Origin of the sequence: Moryella indoligenes (assembly GCF_030812885.1) — a bacterium.
In the GTDB taxonomy this organism is placed as follows: Bacteria; Bacillota; Clostridia; order Lachnospirales; family Lachnospiraceae; genus Moryella; species Moryella indoligenes.
Genome location: NZ_JAUSTO010000001.1, coordinates 226,720 through 252,314 on the forward strand (window position 1 = coordinate 226,720; position 25,595 = coordinate 252,314).

Consider the following 25,595-nt stretch of genomic DNA (forward strand, 5'->3'; position numbering starts at 1 on the left):
ATTTCGCTCCTATTCAAGTACCCGGATCTGCTTTACAGTCCTCATTTCTCATAGGTACTGATTTCAATCAAATTCTTATCCGGATCTCTTATATAAACACTGTTTATTATGCCTGTTGCCCCCCGCCTCTGGCAAGATCCAACTCCAATGGGACAGCCCTTTGCCAAAATTTCATTTTTAATATCACCAATTTTTCCTTCCGCAATCAGACAAATGTCTGCACTGCCCTCAGTTGGCGCCGCCGCAAATGGTACAAACTCTCCCTTTCCGGAATAAAAATTTATTTTTTGATTGCCAAACTTTACCGCATATTTCCCGTTGCTGCATTCCAGTGTCATCCCTACATACATCGGTATAAAAATGAACTATATTTTTCAACTGATTGGTTGTAATCACAAGGTGATCCAAGTGGCTTATCTTCATCTTAGCTCCAATCCCTGCTGTTTCTAAAGAAACCGGGCATTAAGCCCGGTTTATCAATCAGCAGTTATATCTTCCCTGCCGCCAAATTCGGAATAAAAGTAGAGATAGCAGGGACATAGGTAGTCAGAATAACTACGATCAGGCTTGCGAACACAAACGGCAGCACATCCTGAACAATTTCAACATAGCGCGCTCCCGATATTTTCTGTGCCATAAACACAGAGGAACAAAATGGAGGGGTGATGAAGCCCACACTCAGATTAACCAGGATAATAGCGCCAAAATGAATCGTATCCAGCCCCATGGCAGTTGCTGTAGGAAGAAGCAGCGGCACAATCAACAAAATCGCCGCATTGATATCAATCAGCATACCACAAATCAAAAAAACAATATTTGCAAAAATCAGGAACAAAAACACGCTGGATACATGCGCAGTAACAAATGCCTTGATGGCCTCCGCAATACCAATCATTGATATAATTCTTCCGGAGCAATTGGACATTCCAATCAGAAGAGAGATCGTTGCTGTTGCTACCGCTGAATCAACTGTCATCTTAAAAAATCCGCAGTCCAGTTCCTCTTTTTGCGTCACAAACTTTACAAAGTAAAACAGCAGCCCGTATGCTACAGCAGCCGCTCCCGCCTCAGTAGCGGTAAAAATCCCGCCATAGATACCGCCAAAAATAATAACCGGCATAATCAGCGCAGGGATAGATTTTACAAAAGATTTTCCGACATTACCAACATAAAGATTTAATGTCAAGGCACTGGTGTCCTTCGTCTCTTTCTTTCCCTGCTTAAAATAATTGATCAGCATAAAGAAAACAATACATAAGATTGCCGGACCGACAGTGCTGAGCCAAACAGCTGAAATACTTGCAGATGCACAGAGCCCATACATAATGCCCGGAACAGAAGGAGGAATCAGTATCCCCAGAAAGCTGGATGCTGCCGCCAGTGCAGCGCAGTAGCTGTCACTGTATCCCTTCTTTTTCATTTCCGGAATCATAATTCCGCCTATACAGCTAATCGTCGCCATACAAGATCCGGTCAAAACACCAAATGCCGCTGAAGCAAGGATCGTAATTGCTCCAAGAGAACCGCGCACACGTCCGACAATTGAGTCTATAAAATTAATCAATGAATTAGCAATTCCAGAGTGCTGCATAATAGCACCTGCATAGATGAAAAGTGGAACTGAGAGCAGTGGGAAACTGTCAAGGCCTGAGAATGCCACTGTCCCCATGGCTTTTGTCTTAATTCCGGCAGTAATGATAACCATTAAAGTAGCGGTTCCTATTGAATATGCCACCGGCATTTTGCAGAACATCGCCATTCCAAGGAAAAACAGGAGAAAGATTCCCAGCAAAATCATAGGATTATTCATAGTCATTCCTCCTCCTGTTCGGTCGGTACAGCTTCATAGTCATAAAACAAGCGGCAGGCACAGTGTAACACCATTAATATCAGGCCTATCAAGACAAAACTCATGGGAATCAACATATTGATATGCATACTAGCAGATTCCTGTGGACGCTTTGCAATAGAGCTCAAATAAGAAATATAAATCACTGTAAAGGAAACAATAAAAACTTGAGTCAGAATCGCAGAAAAGCGATTAAATGCCGTCAGCGTTTTCTTCGGATTCCCAGAATATTTTTCAATCAAAGTATCCATCAGATCAATATTGATATGTCCATTGTTGATAAACGCGCGCCCGGATCCCACATAAGTCAGGGCAATAAAAAGATAGCGAGCCAGCTCTTCGCACCATGGGGTAGAAACTTTCAGTATATATCTACCCACAATCTGTATCAAAATACTTACTGTCAGGACAACCAGAGAGACACACAGGAATGTATCTTCAACTTTGACCAGTCCATGCTCCAAAGACCTGATCGTCCCTATTGAATTTTTTTCTTTGGTCATACTTTTCTTCCCTTCATTTTTCATCCAGCAAACGTTCAGGTCCCTATCGTACATGCGGAAAAGCGGCAAAACTTTTCACCGCTTTTCCCACGCAACAATAGCTATACCCTCGGCCTCTCCAATTGCATTGCCAAAACCAGAGGTCTGTTATACCGCGAAATCCTTCATAATCTTATCCATGATTTCTGCCGGATACTCTGACTTGTAATTATCCCAGAGCTCCGTAGCCTTTTCTTTCAGGGTCTTATACAGATCACTGGATTCATCAATTCTTTCCACTTCAAAATCGTACTTTGCAAGGATTTCATCCTCTGCTTCACGCATTTCTGTCCTCATATAAGCACCAGCTTCGTCTGCGGCCTTCTTAAAGCAGACCTGCTGTGCCTCCGTCATTCCATTCCAAAAATCCTCAGAGACTACGATGGATGCGCCGGAATACATATAATTCATCATCGTTATGTACTTAAGATCTTCCATAACACCCATGGAATCCATATTGGAAATAGAGTTGTCTACTCCATCCACGGTTCCCTGCTCGAGTGCCGCAAGCGTTTCTGAAGTGGCAATTGCCGCCGGAATTGCTCCAATCGCAGCATAGAAATCCTGGCAGGCTTTCGTCTCCGGCACGCGAATCTTTAAGCCATTAAAATCCTCAATGGATTTAATTGGCTTCTTGACATTTCCACACTCGCGATAAGCATTTTCCGTTGCTGCGACCCTCACAATGCCCTGTGCAGCCATCTGCTTCGTGAGCTCTTCACCAATCCAACCATTGATATAGTACTCATCAACCATATCATAGGTCGGGAGCATGAACGGGAGCCAGGCCCAGCCAAGACCACCTATTGCGGAATCAATCCCCATATCAGATATCAGGCCGCACTCCAGAGTTCCAAGCTGGATCATCTCTGTCTCTTCACGCTCTCCTCCAAGAGAGCCTGCAGCGATCTTGGTTCCCTTGATACTTCCTCCGGAGTACTCATCCGCAAGCTTAATCAGCATGTCCATTGTTTCATCCTGAATCTTTGCTCCTGAGTGAGTATTTGTCACCTGAAATGTGACAGGTGAATCTCCCGAAGCGTCCGGCAGATCTCCCTTGTCTGCTGTCGCAGCAGCGGTGCTGCTCTCTGACACGGCCGATGCCGTCGTCTCGGGGGCGCTGCTACCGGCAGAGCTTCCTCCACAAGCTGTCATAGCTGCTGTTGTTACCACTGCCGTTGCTACTGCCAACAAACGTCTCGCAAAACTTTTTTTCATATTCTTTCTCTCCTGTCATTAATATTCCCCAGCGTTTCATCAGCAGCTCTGCAGCGGGGATCCGCGGGCTGCTTAAAAACTCAGATTTGAAATGAATATCTTTTTCAGCAGATGCAACTATGTAAACTCCTATCTACATGTAAATTGGCTCCACTGTAATTCCCTTCGATTTCTACATATTCCTTTTTGGCCAACGTAACAATTTTATCAAAATCAATTCCCGTGTCATATCCCATTTCATTTAACATCAGGACCAGATCTTCTGTCGCCGTATTTCCCGAGGCGCCCGGTGCAAATGGGCACCCCCCCAGTCCGCCCAGCGTGGACTGCACTCCGTCTGCTCCCGCTTCTATACCTGCCAGCGTATTGACTACCCCCATTCCACGGGTATCATGAATGTGGATCTCAAAACGTACATCCGGGAAAGTTTCTTTGGAGGCTGTAACAAATTCTCTCACCTGTCTGGGGTCTGCCATACCAACGGTATCGCAGAGAGTCATAGTCCGGATGCCAAGATCATAAGCTCTCTTTTCAAAGGCAAGCAGCGGTTTGACATCATAATATTTTCCTTCAAAGGGACAGCCAAACGCAGTTGCAACATCTAGGCAGACCTCCAGCATGGGAAACTCTTTTTTTATTTTCTCCAGCTCGTCGAAACTCTCATCATGTGTGCGGTTGATGTTTGCCTTATTGTGACTCGTACTCAAAGAAATCACATTGGTCACCTTCTTCATTCCAACCTCCACCGCTGTCTGCGCACCGCGATAGTTTGGAATCAATGCAAACAGATCCAGATCCGGATATTTTTTTAAAATAACAGATGCAATCTCTTTTGCATCCTTCATCTGTGGAATTGCCTTCGGACTGACAAAGCTGGTGATTTGCATATGACGCACACCAGCGTCGATTAATCCCTCAATCACTTCTATTTTTTTCTCTGCCGGAAGATATTCTTTCAAATTTTGAAATCCGTCGCGTGGTCCCACTTCAATCAGTTCAATTTTTTTATCCATTTATATCACCTTCTTTTCCATAAGTTCTGCTAATCTCTCCGGACTATAACCCAAAAACTCACAGTAGACTTTTTTATTGTCCTGCCCCAAGGTCGGAGCCGGAGTGCGTGGATCGGCCGGATGATTTGTAAATCTCAGCTGATTGTTTGTAAGCTTCATTCTGCCGGCAATCGGATGATCCATCTCCACAAACATATTTCTTGCGCCCGCGATCTGCGGGTCTGCAACGACTCTGTCCAGAGTATTAATCGGTGTTGAGGGGCAGCCGCAGCTATTAAGTTTGTCCACCACTTCATCAAGTGTCAACTTCTTCGTCCACTTTTCAACCTCTGCCTTCATTGCCTCGTGATTGGCCACTCTGTCTTTGACATGAAGGAATCTCTCATCCTCTATCAGATCCGGCCGCCCCATCTCTCTGCAAAGCAATCCATAGAGCTTATCATTTCCGGCGGCAATAATGACATCGCCATCCTTGCAGGTAAAGGAATCGTAGGGATATGTAGATTCATATCTATTTCCGATTCTCTGTGGAACTCTGCCCTCTGCCAGATAGATCATATTAATATTGGTCATCGAAGAGACTACCGAATCCACCAGAGCCACATCCACCTTGTCTCCAAACCCTGTTCTCTGCTTATTGTGCAATGCCGCCAGCACGCCGATCGTAACACTCAAGCCGCCAAGGACATCTCCCATAGGTGTTCCGGTTCTGGTCGGTGCCCCTCCCGGCCAACCTGTAGTGCTCATAAGACCACCGGCAGCCTGCCCCACGATATCATAGCCTGCACGCCTGGAATAAGGTCCTGTATGACCAAAGCCCGAAACCGCTCCATATACTATCCCCGGATTGATTTCGCGCAAGGTATCATAACCCAGACCAAGTTTTTCCATTGTCCCCGGTCGATAATTTTCGATCACAATATCGGCCTTTTTAACCATTTCCCGAAAGATTTCTTTTCCTTCTTCTGCTTTCAGATTCAGAGTGCAGCCGATCTTATCCCTGTTAAAATTCATATAGTAGACCGACTCTCCATTTTTAAATGGTCCAAATGCCCGGCTATCATCTCCTTTTCCGGGAACTTCAATCTTGTACACTGTAGCGCCCATATCAGCCAGCAGCATGCCGCAGTACGGTCCCGCAAGAACTCTTGTGAGATCTAAAACGACGACTCCGTCCAGCAATCCCTTTGCCATGTTGCACTTCCCTCTCTTTCTCATGCAGAGTTCTCTGAGAACTCCTCTCACTTTACTAATAAGCAATTTCCCTCCTTTTTTTTCAGTTTTTTCGTGTTTTTTCTTTATTCCCCTGTTCTGATATGATTTGCCGTTCTTAATTTCAACAAAAAAAGACCCAGGCTTTATATTTGCATGAGTCCATGTTGCCTTAATTTGTTGCTTATTGTGTTATTGTGTTGCATTTATTTGAAACAGTTGCATTTAATTGCAACAACATGCCGCTTCACTCTTTTGTAATTCCATATTTTTTCATTTTTCTCCAAAGCGTACTCCGATTCATCTCAAGTATCTGTGCGGATTTATTCATTGCAAAATTGTTCTCATTCAGAACTCTCAGAAGTTTATTTCTTTCTCTCTCGTGAAAACTGCTCTTTCCTTCGACCTTCAAAACATTTTGCTCTGTTGCAACATCGTCTTCCATCATTTTTTCCGGCAGATTTTGCGTTGTTTCCATGGAAAATATATTCAAGACATTTCGGATAAACTCCCTGTCTTCTCCCTGAGAACATAAAATATACAGGCGTTCAGCCAGATTGCTCAACTGGCGCACATTTCCCGGCCAGGCATAATTTTTTCGCATATCCAGCACGCTTCGAATCAGCTGACGCTCCTCCTCCCCACATGGCATAAGTTTTTCTAACAAATACTCACAGATAGGGGCAATATCTTCTCTGCGCTCCCGGAGCGGAGGGATTTCTATACTTAAGACATTAATCCGAAAGAACAGATCCTGACGAAAATTCCCTTCTCTTATTTCTTTTAATAAGTCACGATTTGTTGCAGCTATTACGCGAATATTGACCGGAGTCACTCGGTCACTTCCCAGTCGTCGGATTTCTCTCTCCTGCAGCACACGCAGAAGCTGAACCTGTGTCCCCAGAGGCATCTCTCCTATTTCATCAAGAAAAATAGTTCCACCATGCGCCATTTCAAACAGACCCATTTTCCCGCCCTTGCTGGCTCCGGTGAAGGCCCCCTCCTCATATCCAAAAAGTTCTGCTTCCAAAATATCTTTTGGCAGAGATCCACAGTTTACCGCTACAAAGGGCCCCTCCGCTCTCTCACTTGCACTGTGTATACTCTGCGCAAACAGCTCTTTTCCGGTTCCTGTCTCACCATGCAGGAGAATCGTCGCATCTGAGCACGCAAATTTTTCTGCCATGCGCACCGCGCTGCGCATCCTGGTGGAATCTCCGATAATATCGCTGAAATGGTACTTGGCTACCAGGCCCTTCTCTGACAGCTGTATGCGCAATTTTTGCTCGTGCTTTTGCAGCACATGCACATCCTGATATGCCGCTAATGCTCCATGTATCTGGCCATCTACAATAATAGGAACCAGATTTGACAGGAGCGTTGTGTTTCCATGCTTCATAATACTGTTCAGCTGTCTCTTGCCATCCTGTAATACCGTCTTAACGCGTGTATCTGAGATGATCTCCCACAGAGTCTTTCCAACAGCGTTTTCCCGCTTGCACTCCGCTATTTTTTCTGCGGCACCATTCATCACTTCTATCTTACCAGCCTGATCCACCGCAAATATGGCATCGTGCGTGAAGTTTAAGGCAAGATCATATCTCTGCAGCAATATCTTTAACTCTTCCTGTTTTTTTGCCTCCTCCTTCTGTAAATGCAGCATCTGCTCCGCAGACTCAATTGCAGCCAGCAGGGATTGCGGTGAATTCTCTACAATTAAATGCTCCAATCCATACTTTTCTGAGGGAGGTGCTGTATTGGCGCCTCCAATCCCCAGTACAGCACCCTCATGGATCGCTTTTCTGACTATACTATCGCACTGCGAGATCTTGTAAAAAGAATAGAAGAGTGCATCAATCTCCATCAGATAGCACATGCTTCGGACGTCTTCCGGCACCAGTCCATAAGAAAAAAAAGCCACCTTTCCTTTCACTCTCGCAGCCTGTTCCATCAGTGGAACATAGTCGGAAAGATTTAAACCCACATCAATCACAGGAACATGACATTTTTCTTCTATCTTTTTTTTGGTTCCTTTTCGACTGATAAAAATTTTTGCTCCCCGCTGCTGAAGCTTATGCACTACCTGTGCAGCATCCGGCAGAGACGCAATGCAGGCAGTGACCTTCTTCCCATACATCCTACACACCGACTGATTTAATTCAAGCATCTTTTCCGTTGGTGCAATCAGACATATTTCTGAAACCTTTCCTTTGGAATCAACAGATGGCACTTCTTCAATCACTTTCTTCTCTCTCTCCTTCAATCTTTGATTGCTCTCTACAACTGTGGTATTCTCACGGTTGCTGAATAATCCTTTCATAGGGATAATGCCGATCGGAACTTTGATATACTTATCCTTAAGCGCCCGATTGATCGTCGAAGGATGCACGCCCAAGCGCTCTGCTATAGTCTTTTGCTGCAATTTTCGTTTGGCTCCGTTCCCTAAAGCATATTCTTTCTGTTCTTCCAGCGCATAATACAAAAGTGCCTTTATTGTATCTTCTCTCTGCTGCACAGCCGCTGCGAGCTGTCTCGCCCTGTGGATTTTATTCGCGAAATAGTTGATAGTCTCTGTGTCCTCCGCCTCTTTTGCCAGCCGAATATACTCGTGGTTCAGTCGAACCATGACCGCTGCCGGACGCAGAAAACGCAGCACCCACACCTGATTTTCATACTCTGCTATGACATCCGGTACGATATACTGCGTTTCGCTCCCATTAAAATTTTCTGTGGGATGCGGAGACAGACTTTGTATCAATACATAGGCTTCCCGAACTCTGGCTGTACTGATCTTCATGTGACGCGAAATGCCGGAAAACTTTCTTTCTGCCAATTCCTTCAGATAATCATCAATTATTTCATACGGGATCCTGTCCGTAACTCCCCGCCTTTCCAGCTGCAGTTTAAAACAGTCCCGCATATCATAGGCACAGACACCCGCTGGATCTAAAGTGCGAATAAGGCGAATTGCCGATTCCAGCTCTTCAGCGTCCACATTCCATTCGTTTAAGAGCGTTTTTGTCATCTCAGGCAAAAATCCCGTATCTCTGTCCAGATACCGAATAATCTTTTTACAGAGTTTGTACTGCTTTGAGTCCAGTTCATTGACAGGCAGTTGTGCTATGAGATAATCTTCCAGACTTTCCGATTTTTTTTCCGGAATATTTTCCAGCAAAGACGACACGTCTGTTCTTTCTTTATTGTACTGATGTTGCGACAACAGAATAGAAGGAGTATTCTCAGCCATCTCCGCCTCTATGCCATTTTCAGGAAGCTCCAGCATCGGGTTGATCATCTGCTCCTCAGAGATAAACTTTTCCAGATTCTGTGTGCTCATTGCAAGCACTTGAAGACTTTCCACCTGGCGGGAGCTCATATATACCTTCAGCTGTTCCTTCTGTTCCAATCTCGCTCTGTTCATCCGGCATTCCTCTCCTTAACTCAGCTCTCCGTTCACCTTCTCCCCACTTCTTTTAGCCTGGATCTTCCTATTGTCCCTTCCGGCATCCTCACGCCGAAGTTATCGCAGATCGTCGCTCCCAGTACGGCAAAGCTCTCTGCATCCGGAAGTCTCCCACCGCTTCCCTCCGCAAAGGATGGGGAATATGCAATCAGCGGTACCTGCTCTCTCGTGTGATCTGTGCCATGCCAGGTCGGATCATTGCCATGATCCGCGGTGAGAAGCAGGAGATCCGCCTCCCCAAGGAGCGGTATCAGCTGTCCCAGCTTCTCATCAAAGCGCTCTATCTCCCGCGCATAGCCGAGCGGGTCACGTCTGTGTCCCCAGAGGGCATCAAAATCCACGAGATTCACAAAGCACAGCCCCTCAAACTCCCTGCTCCGGCAGAGCTCTGTCGTCTGCTCCATGCCATGGACACTGCTCTCTGAATGCTGCGCCTCTCCAATCCCACTGCCGTCAAAAATATCCCGGATCTTTCCGACAGAGATCGTCGCAAGTCCGGCTTCCTGGAGTGCATTCAGTGCAGTGGGCTTCGGCGGCTTCAACGCATAGTCGTGCCGGTTCGCCGTGCGTCTGAACTCTCCGCGTCTCTTTCCGACATAGGGACGCGCAATCACACGCCCCACCTTCCACTCGTCGCGCATCGTCAGCTCTCGTGCGATCTCGCAGTAGCGATACAGGGTTTCCAGACCCATTGTCTCCTCATTGCCGCAGATCTGCAGTACAGAATCCGCGGAGGTATACACAATGAGCTTTCCCTCCTGAATCTCCTGCTCGCCAAGCTCATCCAGGATCACAGTCCCGCTGGCTGCCTTGTTTCCGATGATCTCTCTGCCGGTGCGTCTGGACAGCTCTGCAATGAGCTCCGGAGGAAAGCCGTGCTCCGTAAAGGTGACAAAGGGCTTCTCCGTGTAAATACCCATCATCTCCCAGTGACCGGTCATCGTATCCTTGCCGCGGCTCTGCTCATTCAGCGCACAGTAACGGCCGAGCGGCCTCTCGCTCGCAGCGATTCCATCAAGCGGCTTCAAGTTCACCATTCCAAGCTTCTGAAGATTCGGAATGTCCAGCACTCCTGCACGCTCCGCAATATGCCCCAGCGTGTCCGCCCCTGCATCTCCAAAATCCGCTGCGTCCTTTGCCCCGCCGATTCCGAGAGAATCCAGTACAATCAGAAATATACGTCTGTATCTCTTCATTTTACCTCCACCTCTGACAGGTGAGCCTGTGCTGCATGCTCCTCCTGTGCTTTTACCATCACAGCCTTTTATCATAATAACAGCGATTTGCCTCTATATCCTGCTCCCTGACGAGCTTCACAATCCGGCTGGTTCCCAGCCGATCCGCCCCCAGTGCCAGAAAAGCCTCCGCATCCCCCAGAGAGCTGATTCCTCCGGCCGCCTTGATCTTCACGTCTTTTCCGACATGATCCCGGAACAGCTTAATGTCCTCTCTCGTCGCACCTCCGGTGGAAAAACCCGTGGAGGTCTTGATATAGTCCGCTCCCGCCGCTGTAACAATGCGGCAGGCTGCAATCTTTTCCTGCTCCGTGAGCAGACAGGTTTCTATGATCACCTTCAGTATCTTACCCATGCAAACCCTGCGGAGCGCCCGGAGCTCCTCCTCAACCTCCGAGAGCTTCCCTGCCTTCAGCGCTCCGATGTGAATCACCATATCAATCTCTTCCGCACCGTTTTGCAGAGCCTCCTCCGCTTCAAACAGCTTCGCCTTTGTTGTCATGGCCCCGCTCGGAAAGCCAACCACAGTGCAGATCCGCATTTGCTCTCCGACATAGGCCCGCGCCTGCTTCACATAACAGGGACTGATACAAACGGACGCCGTTCCATAGCGGATCGCGTCGTCGCAGAGCACCTGTACTTCCTCCCAGCGTGCCTCCGGCTTTAAAAGTGTGTGATCCACATGTGCCAGAATTCTCTGTTCTCTCTCGGTCATTTCTCCCCTCTCTCTACACTCTCTGAATATTTTCTACTTCTCTGGGCGCCGGAATTCCGTCTCCGTTTACTCTCCCTTCAGTGCCGCTCCGAAGCCCAGCGGCAAAAGCTCCTTCAGAAGAAAACTCTTCAGCACACCGTCAGAACGTCCCAGAATAATGCGGAAACGCTCCGGTTCACAAAATTCCTGCATCACCTGGCGGCACACGCCACAGGGCGGGCAGAAATCAAGCCGCTCCTCGCCCGCATGTCCTCCGGCAATCGCAATTGCCAGAAAGCGCCTATCTCCCTCGCTGACTGCCTTAAAAAAAGCGGTGCGCTCAGCACAATTGCTCGGCCCGTAGGCCGCATTTTCCACATTACAGCCAGTATAAAGCTTTCCGCTCTCCGCAAGCAGCGCCGCCCCGACCGCATAAGCGGAATAGGGCGAGTAAGAATGCGCTCTCGCTGCCTCCGCCGCACGATACAGCTCCATATCCGTCATTTACTTCTCCCCTCTGTCTGCCCGGATCAGCCCTCTCAGTGCCTGAACGGCAACTTCAATAGCTCCCTCCGTATCATGCACCTGTGGATTTGGAAGCCCTGCCTTCGCCCGCTCCTGATTTGCGATCACCAGGAAGCAGGAACCGACCCGGACTCTCAGAAAGCTGCCCTCGATAAAGAGCGCTGCGGATTCCATCTCTGAAGCGAGGCAGCCAAGCCTGAGCCATGCCTGCCATTTATTCTCCAGCTCATACGACACCGGCATCTGCTCCGGCTCATGCTGACCAAAGAAAGAATCCTTGCACTGCACAACTCCTACATGGTATCTGCGCTCCAGAGTCTTTGCAGCACAGACCAGTGCTGAGGTGACAGTCCAGTCCGGTACCGCTGGATATTCGATCGGCGCAAATTCCCGGCTCGTTCCCTCCATGCGAACCGCGCCGTTTGCAATCACGATATCGCCTCCGAGCACTTCCTCCTGCATTCCGCCGCAGGTTCCGACGCGGATGAAAGTATCTGCGCCGCTCTTTACGAGCTCATTCAGTGCGATGCTCGCCGAGGGACCTCCGATTCCGGTGGAAGTAACGCTGACCTTTTCTCCCTCCAGCAGCCCTGTCCAGGTGACAAACTCCCGGACATCCGCAATACACTCCGCCTTCTCAAAATGCGCCGCTATTTTCTCGCAACGCTTCGGATCGCCGGGCAATATCACATAGCGTCCCACGTCTCCTCTTCCAATTCCGGTGTGATACTGCTTTCCGGAGCCCTCTGTATAGTCAATCATGCGTTCACCTCCGATTGTTTGATATATGCACAATAGCACTGCTTATCACGTGCTGCTCGCGCTTCGCGCTCTCTCAGCGCTGTTTCAGGCTCGATAACACCAGTTATTACGCGCTGCTCGCGCTTCGCGCTCTCTCAGCGCTGTTTCAGGCTCGATAACATCGGTTATTACGCGCTGCTCGCGCTTCGCGCTCTCTCAGCGCTGCTTCATGCTCGATAACACCAGTTATTACGCGCTGCTCGCGCTTCGCGCTCTCTCAGCGCTGTTTCAGGCTCGATAACATCGGTTATTACGCGCTGCTCGCGCTTCGCGCTCTCTCAGCGCTGCTTCATGCTCGATAACATCGGTTATTACGCGCTGCTCGCGCTTCGCGCTCTCTCAGCGCTGCCACATTCCGCACTCCCGTGTCGCTTCCGCGCCGCTTCGTGCTCCATGTGGGGCGCGTCAAAAGCACTTCCACCCACACGAAAGCAAGCTTTCGTGTGGGTTCAGTGCTCTTGACGCTGTAATAACAGTATACCACCATTCTCTCAGCTGTACTGAAATATATACATTTCAATGGGGCAATCGCCCTTGATTTCAGCATACAAAACAGGCACAATAAAGGAGACCCCATCGTTCTTTTGTGAGAGGAGCCGAGATGACGGACCACAGTTCCTATGAACACTTCATGCAGGAAACGATGCTTCGCGATCAGGTGGCACAGGAAGCCGAGCGCCTTGGCTTTAACCAAACCCTGAACGCGCTTTTTTTTGCAGAGCGCTGTCATGCGGGGCAGCTTAGAAAAGGTCCGGCAAAGCTTCCATACATCATCCACCCCCTCACCATGGCCTGTCACGCACTGGCACTGAATCTCTGCGAGGACGATCTCCTCTCAACCATATTGCTGCACGATACCTGCGAGGACTGCGGTATCCGACCCGAGGATCTTCCGGTGTGTCAGGAGGTGCGCGAGGCCGTCCGTCTTCTCACTTTTTCAAGGCTTCCCGGAGAGAGCCGGATTGCAGCAAAGGATCGCTATTTTTCTCACATTCCCGAAAACCGTCTCGCGGTACTGACCAAACTCCTGGATCGCTGCAACAATCTCTCCTACATGGTTTACGGCTTCTCCCGCGAGAAGCTCCAGGACTACATCGACGAGACACGCCGCTGCGTAATTCCCATTCTTGAACACGCAAAAAGGCACTACCCCGACTGTGGCAGCGCCCTCTTTCTTCTGAACTATCAGATTTTCTCTGTTATGAACTCCATCCAGGTGCTTCTTGAGCGCAAGCTCCCCTGACTGCCCAGCGCAGCTTCGCTGACCGCGCACGCGGATTCCGCACACATTCCTCTGCGGAGGGGCGAGTGAGCTCCTCTGCAATCTCCGCGTATATTCCGGCTCGCCTCAGCTCTTTAAAGCTACGCTTCACCAACCTGTCTTCTCCCGAATGAAAGCTCAGGATTGCCACCCGGCCTCCCGGATTCAAGACTCCGGGCAGCTTTGTGAGCAGCTGCTCCAGAACCTCATACTCATGGTTGATATCAATGCGCAGCGCCTGAAAGCTTCTCTGACAGGATTTCTTTAGCTCTTCCTTCCGCTCTGCTGCGCTCAGAGCCTGCACAGACTTCAGAGCTCCGAGCGTCTGCTCGATCAGCTCTCGCAGTGCCGATGTAGTATCCAGACACTTTCCGGCACGGAAGCAGCGGGTAATCGCCGCCGCCAGCTCGTGCGCATAGGGCTCGTCTGCATTTTCCCGGAGCATCCCCTCGATCTCTTCCCGCGAGAGCTCACGCAGCCGCTCCGCCGCACTCATACCGCGCTCCGGATTCATGCGGAGATCCAGCGGGCCTTCTACCTTATAGGAAAAGCCCCTCGCAGGGTCATCGATCTGCATGGAGGAGACACCGAGATCCGCCAGAACAAAATCAAAACGCCCCTGTTCCTCCGCCACACGGTCTATCTCTGCAAAATTTATCCGCCGCACAGAAAAGATATCCTCTCCATAGCCCAGTGCGCGAAGCCGAGCCTCCGTCTTGACAGATTCGATCGGATCAATGTCGAGAGAGGTAAGATGCCCCTGGCCCGCAAGGCGCTCCAGCAGCCTTCTGCTGTGTCCCCCGTAGCCAAGTGTGCAGTCCAGCCCGCGCTCTCCCGGCTGCACAGCGAGAATCGAGAGTATTTCGTCCACACAGATGGAGATATGCATACCCGCGGGCGTGCTTCCCTTATCAATAATATGTTCCACGGTGTCCGCGTACTTCTCGGGCGCATGCTCCTTGTACTTCTCCTCAAAACGCCGCGGATATCTGCCCGCGTAGTGAACGCGACGTCTGTGTCCGCTCTTTCTCTCCTCTGCCATCCGAACCTCCTCCTCTGTCGCTGATGCTCTCCTCTGAATCGAGGCTTTTCATCCTTCGTCTGCCGGGGCTTATTCCTTCACGAGCTCCGGAGCAATCATTGCAATGCCCTTTCGCAGAGTATCCCGGTCTATGGCTCCCGCTGCCTGTGCCGCAACTTTGCCCTCCGCATCAATAAAATAGGTCGTCGGAATTGAGTATACACTGTAGCTGCGCGCGCCGTCCGAGGCTGTATCAAAATATACCGGCAGCGTGTAGCCCTCCTTCTCTACATAGCGGGAGGCACTGGCCATGCTCTCCCGCTGGCCGTCTGTGAGATTTACCATAAAAAACTGCACGCCGTCACCGAGCTCCTCATGCAGCGCATTGAATTCCGGCATCTCATGCTTACAGGGCCCGCACCAGCTCGCCCAGAAATTCAGCACCACCGGCTTTCCGTAAAAATCAGAGAGTCGGACAGCGTTGCCCTCTGCATCCTGCACTGCAAAATCCGGTGCAATGGCGCGCTCCGCCCCCTCGGAGGAGGCTCCGCTTTCTCCAGCCTCTGACGCAGCATCGCTTTCCGCACTGTCTGCCCCCAGAGCCTGTGCAGCCTCCTGAACGGAGAGATCTCCGCCCGTCTTCACAGCAGAAGCACTCTCTGCCTTCAGCTGCTCCGGTGCTGCTAGGCTGCCGAGGCTCCGATAAAGCACGGACACGGCTCCCAGCAGTACGACAAAAAACAGTGCAATCAGTAGTATCTTCTTATTCTTCATCCTTATCCCATCCTGTCTGTTTGCTTATTTCAGCGTAGAAGCGAGATGCTTCACGCAGCGAACAGCGCCAGCATACGCCCCATGAGCCCGCTCGCCATCAGCACGCCAACCAGTATCAGAAAGCCGCCGCTCACGGCATTCACCGCCGCATAGTGCCGTTTCACCCAGCTGAGCGCCCCCTTCAGGCTGTCTATCAGCACTGCACTTATGAGAAAGGGGATACCCAAGCCGAGCGAGTACAGAAGCAGCATGAGCACCCCCTCCAGCGCATGTCCCTGCTGAGAGGCAAGAACCAGCGCCGAGCCAAGAAAAGCGCCGACGCAGGGCGTCCAGCCGACTGAAAAGATGACGCCGAAGAGCAGGGAGGAGAAAAAGCCCAGCTTTCCGCTGTTCAGCTGAAAACCATTTCCCTGAAACAACCTCAGCTTCAGAAACCCCAGAAAATTCAGTCCGAAGAGAATCACAACTGCTCCTGAGACAAGATTCAGCTCCCGCTGGTGACTTTTCAGAAAGCTCCCCACCGTTCCGGCCAGCGCCCCCATCGTCACAAAGACGACAGTGAATCCCAGCACAAAGCCGAGCGCATTCCGCACTGTCCGCGCACTGTTTTGCTCCTCTCCGCCCGCAAAATAGCTGATATAGATCGGAAGCATGGGAAGCAGGCACGGCGACAAAAAGGTGATGATTCCCTCCAGAAACACTATGACATACTGCATTATAAAAGCTTCCTCCATCTCTCCAGCCTGCGGCAGGAGTTCCCCGCCCGGCTGATCAGGCTTCGCCCTGACATCAGATACATCATTACATCCAATGAACGGGCTCATAGCCCTGACAAAAAAGCATCCATGAGAGAGGTTCTGCGCCATATCCCATGGATGCCCTGTGTTCTTACGTTTCCCTTACTTCAGCATCGCCTCGAGCTGCGCCTTTGGACGAGCTCCCACAGAGGTCTGCACCGGCTGGCCGTCCTTAAAGAGAATCACGGTCGGAATGCTGGCTACGCGGTATTGCATTGCAAGCTCCTGCTGCTCATCGACATTGACCTTGCCGACCTTGACTCTGCCCTCATACTCCTCTGCGAGCTCGGAAATAACCGGGGAGAGCATACGACAGGGGCCGCACCAGGTCGCCCAGAAGTCTACCAGCACCGGCTTGTCCGACTTCAGAACCTCATTTTCAAAATTTACCTCTGTTAATGTAATCTCTGCCATAATTTTTCTCCTTTTCTGAATCCGCTGCCGCGGCTTCGGGTCTTCAACACTTATCTGTATCTCTGCTCCACCTGGCGGAGCTCTGAGGTTTTCCTCTGTAGCTACAGACTACCCGATTTCAGAACAGAAGAATGTAACCAGGTCTCATTCAGCTCTCATTCAGCTCTCATTCAGCGCACGAAGTCCTGCGATATCTGTGAGGCGCAGAACGCCGCGCCTCATTTTGACAAGTCCCTCTCCGGCAAAGCGCTTCAGCATGCGCGCAACCACCTCCCGCGCAGAGCTTGTGTGCTGCGCAATCTGCTCATGCGTGAGGTGAAGCTCTGTCTCCCCGGTTCTGTCGTACTCCTCAATGAGAAAAGCCGCGAGCCGCTGATCAAAGCGCTTGAAGAGTATCTCCTGCAGAGTCCACATCACAGTCGAAAAGCGCTCTGTCGCAAGCTCATAGAGATAGCAGCGCACATGGATATTCTGCTCCGAGAGCTGCGCCGTGAGACTGCTGTTCACAATCATGAGCTCCGTCTCCTCCGCTGCGACCATCTGCGTATCAAAGGTGATCTGCCGCATGACGCAGGAAGCGGACAGCACACAGATATCCCCCGCATGAGAGCGAAACAGCGTGATCTCCCGTCCCTCATCCGACACAAGATAGCTGCGCACGCTTCCCGAGAGCACCAGAACCATGCCAAGGCAGTCACTCTCCGTATCATAGATCAGCTGACCACGCGCATAGTGCCGCTGTACGGCTGCACGCCGCACTCTGTCTTGCTCCTCCGGCCTGAGCTTCGCCCAGTAGGGAAGCTTCTCCAGATAGCGCTCATTTACCGCCATATCAGTCTTCCTTCTTCTCCTTCAGTATGGAAATCACAACCATCACCAGCAGAAGGTAGGGATAGAGGAGCCAGGGCATAATCATGACGCCCGGAATGCCGGAGATGGAGGCCGCAATCAGCACCTGCGCGCCATAGGGAATGATACCCTGCGCAATACAGGAACAGGTATCAAGGAGCGAAGCAGTCTTCTTCGGCGCGATGTGATATTCCTCGCTGATGGTCTTCGCTATAGGACCCGCCACAACAATTGCAACGGTATTATTGGCTGTCGCTATATCCATGAGTATGGTGAGGAGGGAGATGCCGAACAGCCCGCCTCTTCTTCCCCTGAAGCTGCTGCGGATAAAGCTCAGCACCGCCGCAAAGCCGCCGTGCTCCTTCATGAGCGAGCTGATGGAAACAACCAGAATCGTGACCACCATGGTCTCGAACATACCGGAGGTTCCCGCTCCCATCGCAGAAAAAGCAGTTGCCACTGTCAGGCTTCCGCCCGCCAGACCCGCAGCGAAGAAGAGCAACACGCCAATCCCCAGCACCACAAAGACATTGACGCCCATCAGAGCCATGACAAGAACCACAAGATAGGGAAAGGCCAGAATCATGGAATATTCATAGCTTCCGAAAGCTGCGCTCTCTCCCCGGAGAGCGATGACGCAGAGTATCGCCAGAGTCACCAGCGCTGCAGGCAGAGCAATGCCCAGATTTTCGCGAAACTTATCCTTCATATCAACGCCCTGAGTCTTCGTTGCCGCAATGGTCGTATCAGAAATAAAAGAAAGATTATCCCCGAACATGGCGCCGCTGACCACAGTTCCCACGCAGAGCGGCAGAGAAAAACCTGCTGTGCCGGCGATGGAGCTCGCGATCGGGACGAGCACCGTGATGGTCCCCACGCTGGTTCCCATGGACATGGAGATGAGGCAGGCTATGATGAAGAGCCCCGGAATCGCAAGGCGCCCCGGAATAATGCTGAGCAGAAGATTCGAGGTGGACTCCACGCCGCCCGCCTGCTTTGCAATGCCGCCGAAGGCTCCTGCCATCAGAAAGATGAAGAGCATCAGGACGATATTCTCATCGCCGACTCCCTGCGCACACACGTGGATCTTCTGCTCAAAGCTGAGCTCCTTGTTCTGCATGAAAGCCACGATCAGCGCGAGGCCGAAGGCCACCACCACAGACATCACGTAAAACCCCATCTGTCCTTCTGTGGGATGAATATACTCAAAATAAATCCCGCTGCCGAGATAAAACAGCAGAAAGACAAGAATGGGTATCAATGCCAGTGAATTGCCTTTTTCTTTCATAATTCCCCCTGTATGACACAAAAGTCCATGAAACCAAACACCATGCTACAGATATTCTTTTCATTCTAATGCTCTGCGCCCGGTTTTGCAATTGTTATCTGCTGAAACTTAGAAATGACAGTGAGGGCCGAACAGCAAAACCCGCTGCTCATGCCCTCACCTCTCCCGCTGATCCTATGCAATTGTAAGCACAGCTTCAGATATTCTTATACAGCAGACATTCTCACATAAAGAAATTCGTCAGATTCGCAGCCACAATCAGACCGGAGAACACAATGGAGATCGTGGAGCAGAGCTTGATGAGAATATTCAGAGACGGACCGGAGGTATCCTTGAAGGGATCGCCCACGGTGTCGCCCACGACTGCTGCCTTGTGACTCTCGGAGCCCTTGCCCCCGAAATTGCCTTTCTCTATGTATTTCTTCGCGTTGTCCCATGCACCGCCAGCATTGGACATGAATACCGCCATCGCAAAGCCGGTGACAGACACACCGCCCAGAAGTCCGACCACACCCTCGCAGCCGAGCAGCAGCCCGGTGACAATGGGGACGATGACCGCGAGAAGCGCGGGAACTATCATTTCATGCAGCGCTCCTTTGGTGCAGATGGAGACGCAGGTCGCGTAATCCGGATCTGCAGTTCCCTCCATAATACCCTGAATCTCCTTGAACTGACGGCGCACCTCGGCGACGATGTGCTGCGCGGAGGTCTGCACCGCACTCATGGTATAGGAAGCAAAGACAAAGGTCAGCATGGCGCCGATGAAGAGACCGACCAGCACGCCCGGATTCGTGAGAGAGAGATTCATCGCTGCCTTCCCTGCTGCCGCGAGCTTGGCATCTGCGATAGAGACATAGGAAACCAGAAGAGCCAGCGCAGTCAGAGAAGCGGAGCCAATCGCAAAGCCCTTTCCTGTGGCTGCGGTGGTGTTGCCGAGAGAATCCAGCGCATCCGTGCGCTCACGCACCTCCTCCGGGAGTCCGGACATCTCTGCGATGCCGCCGGCATTGTCCGCGACAGGGCCATAGGCGTCTGTAGCGAGGGTGATGCCGAGAGTGGAGAGCATGCCGACAGCGGCGATACCGATGCCGTAGAGGCCCTGATTGTAACTCTGATAGCCGCCCGCGCTGATAAAGGAAATAATAACAGCCGCTGCGACGATCAGGATAGAGGACATCGTAGACTTTAAGCCGAGAGAGATGCCGCCGATGATCAGCGGACCGGTTCCGCTCTGTGAGGACGCGGAGAGCTCCTGCGTGGGCTTATAGGTATCGGAGGTGTAATACTCCGTGAAGTAGCCGATCAGCGTTCCGCCGAGCAGACCGCAGAGGATGGAGACGTAGACTCCCATGTTGCCGAGCAGGAACCAGGTGAGCGGTGCCGCGAGAAGGGCTGCGAGAACCGCAGCGGAGTATGTGCCCTTTCTCAGAGAGGAGAGCAGCGCCTTCTGATCGGTATTTTCCTCCGTCTTCACAAGGAAGGTTCCGAGCACGGAGCAGAGGATGCCGGTCACGGCGAGCGCCACGGGAAGCAGCATGCCCTGATAGCCGTAGCCTGCCAGTGGTCCAAGTGCGAAGGTCGCGAGTATGGAGCCGACATAGGACTCATAGAGGTCCGCGCCCATTCCGGCGACATCGCCCACGTTGTCGCCGACATTATCCGCGATGGTGGCCGGGTTTCTGGGGTCGTCCTCCGGGATACCGACCTCAACCTTGCCGACGAGATCTGCGCCGACGTCTGCGGCCTTGGTATAGATACCGCCGCCGACTCTTGCAAAGAGGGCCATAAAGGAGGCGCCCATTCCGTTCATAACCATGATATTGCCGAGCTCAAGCGGATCCGCAATGCCAAAGACAAAGCGAAGCAGGAAGAACCACACGGAGATATCCAGCATGCCGAGGCCTACCACCGTGAAGCCCATCACAGAGCCGGAGGCAAAGGCGACGCGAAGGCCACGGTTCAGATTCTCAGAGGCCGCATTTGCTGTGCGTGAATTGGCCTGCGTGGAAATCTTCATGCCGATGTAGCCCGCAAGCATGGAGAAGATGCCGCCGCTTAAGAATGCGAAGGGCGTGAAGCGTGACAGCATGCTGCCCCCGGTTCCGAACGCCATGGCCAGAAGCACGAAGAAGACCACGACAAAGATTCTTGCAACGGTAGAGTACTGCTGCTTCAGATACGCATTTGCTCCGTCGCGGATGGCGGAGGCAATCTTCTGCATTCGCTCATTGCCCTCGGAGCAGGACATCACCGCGACTCTGCGGCTCTGAGCGAAGGCCAGCGCAATCAGTGCGCCGATGAAACCAATTGCAAAATAGCTTTCCATTGTTGGGATCCCCCTAAAAATTGGTAGTCAGCTGTCTCAGCTGCCAGCGGAACGGCCAGATGTGAGTCGCTCCGCGCTCTGTACTATAGAGTACACGCCCGCGCCGAAAAAGACAAGAATAGATATATTTTAAACAAAATCGAAAAAATCTCTCTTAACTGCCGAAATACAGAGAGTCTAAATTGCCATGAGAAAGGAGTTGTGATAAGATAATGCTCACGGGAGAGCTGTGCTCCTCTGAATTTTCGGCATTGGGCTGTCGCCAAGCGGTAAGGCAAAGGACTTTGACTCCTTCATTCGACGGTTCGAATCCGGCCAGCCCAGCGAGAGAGCTCCCATCCATGAATGGATGGGAGCTCTCTTTGTTATCCTGTCGGAAATTCCTTCGGGGGATGCGCAGGACATTTTTCACTCAGGCACTGCTTCATCCAGCTCACCGCTGTCCAGCAGCTTCACGCCGCGCGCGGAGAGCGCCTCCGCGAACATGCCGCGCCCCTCTATGAGCTTTCCCGAAAAGCTTCCGTCATAGACCTTCAGTACTCCGCAGCTCGGACTGCGGGACTTAAGAATCGCGAGGTCTATCCTCTCTTTTTCCAGCTCCTTCAGTGTCCTCTCCGTACCTCTTATAAAGTCCTGTGTCCTGTTGACGCCGTCTCTATCTATCACTTCTGCCCCGACGCGCTCCGCCGGAACCCGCGGGATTGGAAGCCCGCCCGCGCACTCCGGACAGACCGGAATCACTCTGTGCCCCTCACAGAAATCGAGCACGGCCTGACTTCTGTTGTTTCCACCGTTGTACTTACAGTTTTCTCCGAGAAGACATGCACTCACCACAATATTCATTCCGACCTCCCGCTGTTTTCCGATCCTCCGGAGAGCTGTATCTCCGACCGCAAATCTCTGCTCTTCTCTCTCAGCAGCTCCTCCAGCTCTTGAAATTCGGCCTGCAGCCGCGCGTCGTGCCAGCGCTCCCGCGCGGTTTTTAAAAGTGCCTCCGCCGTCTCATACTGTCCCTCTGCCATCACAGACAGTATTTCGAGCTCTGCGATATTTCCGCCGTAGCGCCTGTGCTCTCTGAACTTTTCAAACAATTCCCTGTGAGACAGAAAACTCTCCTTTGCCCGCTCATACTGCGCTGTCTTAAAGTACGCGATACAGAGGTTGATGCCATGCACCAGCTTCACTTCTCTTCCTCTGAGCCGCTCAGCGGACAGCTCCTCCAGCATGCGCAGCGCAGTCTCATACTCCTCTGCCTCCAGATATCCGGCTGATAAATTCAGCTTTAAAATACCGCGAAGTGTCTTTCCCTTCGCCTTTTGCAGCAGCGCCTCTGTAGCGGCTATGTATTCCGACGCAGAGCTCTCCTTGAGAAGGAGCTCCAGCCTGTGCATCCGCAACATAAAAAGCAGGTAATACAGAATATTAAACAGCGCAGCCCCTATGACAATGAAGGGTGCGGCTATCCAGTAACCGCGCATGAATACGGACTCATCCATTCCGCTTCCTCTCTGCAACAGGAGCAGGAGTATGCCGGCGCATATTCCGATCATGACTGTTCTGCGTACTCGTCTCATTCCTGCCCACCTCTCCTGTTCCCGGACTATTTTCCTGTCTGCATTATAACAGCTTCAGGAGTTATATCACACTACCATAATCAGGGTTCCGGCAGTCAGGAGCATCGCGCCGAGCAGTGTTTTCAGTGTACAGCTCTCATGCAGAAACAGAAACGCAAGTACAAGTGTGATCACAACACTCAGCTTGTCGACAGAAACCACCTTCGACGCCTCTCCCAGCTGCAGCGCCCTGTAATAGCAGAGCCAGGATGCACCGGTGGCGAGACCCGACAATCCCAGAAACAGCCAGCTCTTTCTGCTGATCTCCATGATGCCGCGCTGACTGCCCGTGAGAAACACCATCCCCCAGGCCATTCCCAGCACCACCAGTGTGCGGATCGCCGTCGCCAGATTGGAGTTTACGCCCTCGATGCCGATCTTTGCCAGAATCGAAGTAAACGCCGCAAAAACAGAAGATAAAACTGCAAATAGTAACCACATCGCGCGCCTCCCTGTTTCGCTGTATTTCCTTTTTTCTATTATAAACTGAAAAAGCCTCCTGTCACAGTGACAGAAGACTTTTCAAACATCTGACGGGAAAACTTATATCATATCTTATACAAATACCCGGTCTTTTTCAGTATCGGACGAAGCGCTGCATAGACGACCACAACAACGACAGTTCCGACCACCGCGTTGAAGGCTGTCGCGCCCGCCGCCCAAGTCGCCATGATCTTCGAGGCCTCCTGCGGGATGCCCAGAAGGTAGGTCTTATAGAGGTAGCCCACCAGTGGATCCATGATAACATTGAAGCCGAGCCCCGCCGCTGAGGCGAGAACGCTCCACTTCATGATGTAGCCTCTGTCGTGCTCCTCTGTGATGTGTGCAATCCTGTGCGCCACAAAGCCCGAAATCAACCCGATCATCAGCTTCAGCACAAAGGTCTTTGGCGCACTCGCAACATAGGCCGGGCTCATGAGATCCGCAATGGTCATTCCCAGCGAACCGGCAACCCCGCCATACCCTCCACCTAGTATCAGCGCGGCCAGCACACAGAAGGCATTGCCGATATGAAGCGCTGTCGCCCCTCCTCCCGGCGTCGGAATCGGAATCTTCAAAAACGTAAATGCCACATAGCAGAGCGCCGCCATCAGTCCGGTCAGCACCAGCTTGTGAAGCCGCTCACTTTCTCTCTCATATGCGGTCTCCCGCGTCGCAGTGCTTTTCTCCTCGTTCATTTTCAGTTCCCCCTTGATCTGCTCCGGCTTGTGTTTTTATGCAAATCCTATTATACTTTCTTTTGATATGTTTGATATTCCCAGTTTTTGCATATTTTATAAGTTCAAAAACCAGTTCAGTTTTGAGTCTGATATCCCTGCCCGGATGCCATTGCGGGAAAGGTAAAAGCCGCAGCAAAGTCCTGCAGACAGAAAGGAGCTTCCCATGCTGACCTACCCTCTCGATGAACGCGGTCACGAGCGAAAATACGAATATCTGTATCGCAGAATCAAGGAGGACATTCTGTCCGGAGCCATCTCCGCGGGAGAGCGTCTCCCCTCAAAGCGCGCTCTCGCGGAGCACCTCGGCATCAGTGTGGTCACAGTGGAAAATGCCTACAACCAGCTGCTGGACGAGGGCTATGTCGAGGTACGGGCGCGCAGCGGCTTCTATGTAAATCATCTGCAGCTCCCCACAGCTTCGTCCGGCACTCTGCAGCCGCCGCACACACACCCGGAAAGTCAAGAGTCATATGGGCCCGCGGCTCAGACTATCCTGCAAGCGCAGCTGCCCGTCCGGGAGACAGAAGCTTCCCTCCCGCAGGATCAGATGCAGATGACGCTTCCATCTGCGCACACACCCCGGTCTGCCTCTGTCTCCGCTCCTGCATATAGTCCGGAGGCCGCTCCCTCTGCACCGGAGCTTGAGCAGTCGCTCCCCGCAAAGAATACTCCGACAGCAGAGCCTGCTGATACAGCGCCGGACTTCCCCTTTGGATCCTTCCTCCGCATTGTACGGGAGGTACTGAATGACTACCGGGAGCAGCTCCCGCTCCGTCCGCCGAATGCAGGCAGCCGGGAGCTCCGCTCTGCACTCTCCAGCTACCTGAAGCACTACCGCGGAATGCAGGCAAAGCCGGAGCAGATTATCATCGGCTCCGGCTCGGAATATCTCTACGGGCTGGTGGCACAGCTCTTCGACCGCAGAGTGGTCTATGCAATTGAGGGGCAGTCCTATGAGAAGATCCGCCTGATCTACAGCGCCTATGCGCGCCCCTACGAGCTGCTTCCGATGGACAGCTGCGGCGTGAGCTCTGAGGGACTTCAGAACTCTCAGGCAGGAGTGCTCCATGTGACCCCTTTTCACAGCTACCCGACCGGAATCACCGCACCAGCCGCAAAGCGCTATGAGTATCTCGCCTGGGCGAAAAAGCGAAGCGCCTTCATCGTGGAGGACGACTACGAGTCCGAATTTGCGGTGCTCCGCAAGCCGCTCGAAACCATGTACGCCATGGATCACAGCGGCTCTGTGATCTACCTGAACACCTTCACCAAGAGTCTTGCCCCCTCCATGCGCGTGGGCTACATGGTACTGCCGGAGCGTCTCCTCCCCGTATATCAGGAGAAGCTGGGCTTCTACTCCTGCACCGTACCCTCACTGGATCAGTACGTGCTCGCAGAATATATCGGCCGGGGATATCTTGAGCGAAGGCTGAACCGCATCCGCAGAAAGCTGCGGCAGGCCGCGGAGAGCTGAGCTATG

Annotated in this window: 24 protein-coding genes and 1 tRNA gene; 3 read left to right on the plus strand and 22 right to left on the minus strand. The window is 51.8% G+C overall.

Annotated elements, in window-relative coordinates; translation table 11 throughout:
* Positions 1 to 41: 41 nt before the first annotated feature.
* The 11 genes from J2S20_RS01060 to udp all read right to left on the minus strand — a co-directional run bounded on the left by J2S20_RS01060 (position 42) and on the right by udp (position 12,513).
* Complete coding sequence (locus J2S20_RS01060) at positions 42 to 338, minus strand: VOC family protein (RefSeq protein ID WP_307252113.1); 297 nt, start codon at positions 336 to 338, stop codon at positions 42 to 44.
* A gap of 149 nt (positions 339 to 487) precedes the next feature.
* Positions 488 to 1,810 (minus strand): TRAP transporter large permease, encoded by a 1,323-nt coding sequence (locus tag J2S20_RS01065; protein ID WP_307252115.1) that lies wholly within the window; start codon positions 1,808 to 1,810, stop codon positions 488 to 490.
* A gap of 2 nt (positions 1,811 to 1,812) precedes the next feature.
* Positions 1,813 to 2,352: a TRAP transporter small permease gene (locus J2S20_RS01070; RefSeq protein ID WP_307252117.1), complete on the minus strand. Its 540-nt coding sequence runs from the start codon at positions 2,350 to 2,352 to the stop codon at positions 1,813 to 1,815.
* A 147-nt stretch (positions 2,353 to 2,499) separates the two neighbouring features.
* Positions 2,500 to 3,609, minus strand: coding sequence for a TRAP transporter substrate-binding protein (locus J2S20_RS01075; RefSeq protein ID WP_307252119.1), 1,110 nt, complete (start codon positions 3,607 to 3,609; stop codon positions 2,500 to 2,502).
* 104 nt (positions 3,610 to 3,713) lie between these two features.
* A complete protein-coding gene (locus tag J2S20_RS01080; protein ID WP_307252121.1) occupies positions 3,714 to 4,622 on the minus strand; it encodes a hydroxymethylglutaryl-CoA lyase in 909 nt (302 codons plus the stop codon).
* Entirely contained in the window at positions 4,623 to 5,816 is a 1,194-nt protein-coding gene (locus J2S20_RS01085; protein ID WP_307252123.1) for a CaiB/BaiF CoA transferase family protein, read from the minus strand.
* A gap of 265 nt (positions 5,817 to 6,081) precedes the next feature.
* Positions 6,082 to 9,255, minus strand: coding sequence for a sigma 54-interacting transcriptional regulator (locus J2S20_RS01090; RefSeq protein ID WP_307252125.1), 3,174 nt, complete (start codon positions 9,253 to 9,255; stop codon positions 6,082 to 6,084).
* A 32-nt stretch (positions 9,256 to 9,287) separates the two neighbouring features.
* Positions 9,288 to 10,493, minus strand: coding sequence for a phosphopentomutase (locus J2S20_RS01095; protein WP_307252127.1), 1,206 nt, complete (start codon positions 10,491 to 10,493; stop codon positions 9,288 to 9,290).
* Positions 10,494 to 10,551: 58 nt separating this feature from the next.
* Positions 10,552 to 11,247, minus strand: coding sequence for a deoxyribose-phosphate aldolase (gene deoC, locus J2S20_RS01100; protein ID WP_307252129.1), 696 nt, complete (start codon positions 11,245 to 11,247; stop codon positions 10,552 to 10,554).
* A gap of 66 nt (positions 11,248 to 11,313) precedes the next feature.
* On the minus strand, positions 11,314 to 11,730 hold the full coding sequence (gene cdd, locus J2S20_RS01105) for a cytidine deaminase (protein ID WP_307252131.1): 417 nt from the start codon (positions 11,728 to 11,730) through the stop codon (positions 11,314 to 11,316).
* A complete protein-coding gene (udp, locus tag J2S20_RS01110; RefSeq protein ID WP_106612009.1) occupies positions 11,731 to 12,513 on the minus strand; it encodes a uridine phosphorylase in 783 nt (260 codons plus the stop codon).
* 640 nt (positions 12,514 to 13,153) lie between these two features.
* Between udp and J2S20_RS01115 the strand changes: the two genes are divergently transcribed.
* Positions 13,154 to 13,795, plus strand: coding sequence for a hypothetical protein (locus J2S20_RS01115; protein ID WP_307252135.1), 642 nt, complete (start codon positions 13,154 to 13,156; stop codon positions 13,793 to 13,795).
* On the opposite strand, the gene rsmH is transcribed toward J2S20_RS01115, so the two are convergent.
* From rsmH to J2S20_RS01150, 7 genes are all read right to left on the minus strand, one after another.
* Positions 13,752 to 14,855 (minus strand): 16S rRNA (cytosine(1402)-N(4))-methyltransferase RsmH, encoded by a 1,104-nt coding sequence (rsmH, locus tag J2S20_RS01120; RefSeq protein ID WP_307252138.1) that lies wholly within the window; start codon positions 14,853 to 14,855, stop codon positions 13,752 to 13,754. The two genes, J2S20_RS01115 and rsmH, sit on opposite strands and share 44 nt — an antisense overlap.
* Positions 14,856 to 14,924: 69 nt before the next feature.
* Positions 14,925 to 15,608 (minus strand): TlpA family protein disulfide reductase, encoded by a 684-nt coding sequence (locus tag J2S20_RS01125; protein WP_307252140.1) that lies wholly within the window; start codon positions 15,606 to 15,608, stop codon positions 14,925 to 14,927.
* Positions 15,609 to 15,658: 50 nt separating this feature from the next.
* Positions 15,659 to 16,324, minus strand: a complete 666-nt coding sequence (locus tag J2S20_RS01130; protein WP_307252143.1) for a cytochrome c biogenesis CcdA family protein — start codon at positions 16,322 to 16,324, stop codon at positions 15,659 to 15,661.
* Positions 16,325 to 16,507: 183 nt separating this feature from the next.
* A complete protein-coding gene (trxA, locus tag J2S20_RS01135; protein ID WP_307252221.1) occupies positions 16,508 to 16,840 on the minus strand; it encodes a thioredoxin in 333 nt (110 codons plus the stop codon).
* 138 nt (positions 16,841 to 16,978) lie between these two features.
* Positions 16,979 to 17,650 (minus strand): Crp/Fnr family transcriptional regulator, encoded by a 672-nt coding sequence (locus tag J2S20_RS01140; protein WP_307252145.1) that lies wholly within the window; start codon positions 17,648 to 17,650, stop codon positions 16,979 to 16,981.
* A 1-nt stretch (position 17,651) separates the two neighbouring features.
* Positions 17,652 to 18,956 carry a Na+/H+ antiporter NhaC family protein gene (locus J2S20_RS01145; protein ID WP_307252147.1) on the minus strand — a complete coding sequence of 435 codons (1,305 nt, stop codon included), beginning with the start codon at positions 18,954 to 18,956 and terminating at the stop codon, positions 17,652 to 17,654.
* A 223-nt stretch (positions 18,957 to 19,179) separates the two neighbouring features.
* On the minus strand, positions 19,180 to 21,282 hold the full coding sequence (locus tag J2S20_RS01150) for a sodium-translocating pyrophosphatase (RefSeq protein WP_307252149.1): 2,103 nt from the start codon (positions 21,280 to 21,282) through the stop codon (positions 19,180 to 19,182).
* Positions 21,283 to 21,534: 252 nt separating this feature from the next.
* Between J2S20_RS01150 and J2S20_RS01155 the strand changes: the two genes are divergently transcribed.
* A tRNA-Gln gene (locus tag J2S20_RS01155) sits at positions 21,535 to 21,606 on the plus strand.
* A gap of 84 nt (positions 21,607 to 21,690) precedes the next feature.
* On the opposite strand, the gene J2S20_RS01160 is transcribed toward J2S20_RS01155, so the two are convergent.
* The 4 genes from J2S20_RS01160 to J2S20_RS01175 form a co-directional block, all read right to left on the minus strand.
* The gene (locus J2S20_RS01160) at positions 21,691 to 22,125 is read right to left on the minus strand and encodes a 2-thiouracil desulfurase family protein (protein WP_307252152.1); all 435 of its coding nucleotides are present in this window, start codon (positions 22,123 to 22,125) and stop codon (positions 21,691 to 21,693) included.
* Entirely contained in the window at positions 22,122 to 22,856 is a 735-nt protein-coding gene (locus tag J2S20_RS01165; protein WP_106612019.1) for a hypothetical protein, read from the minus strand. Before J2S20_RS01165 ends, J2S20_RS01160 begins: the two co-directional genes overlap by 4 nt.
* A gap of 66 nt (positions 22,857 to 22,922) precedes the next feature.
* Positions 22,923 to 23,336, minus strand: coding sequence for an EamA family transporter (locus tag J2S20_RS01170; RefSeq protein ID WP_106612020.1), 414 nt, complete (start codon positions 23,334 to 23,336; stop codon positions 22,923 to 22,925).
* 107 nt (positions 23,337 to 23,443) lie between these two features.
* A complete protein-coding gene (locus J2S20_RS01175) occupies positions 23,444 to 24,073 on the minus strand; it encodes an ECF transporter S component (RefSeq protein WP_106612021.1) in 630 nt (209 codons plus the stop codon).
* A gap of 205 nt (positions 24,074 to 24,278) precedes the next feature.
* Here J2S20_RS01175 and J2S20_RS01180 point away from each other — a divergent pair, with 205 nt between their 5' ends.
* Complete coding sequence (locus J2S20_RS01180; RefSeq protein ID WP_106612022.1) at positions 24,279 to 25,589, plus strand: aminotransferase-like domain-containing protein; 1,311 nt, start codon at positions 24,279 to 24,281, stop codon at positions 25,587 to 25,589.
* Positions 25,590 to 25,595: the final 6 nt, after the last annotated feature.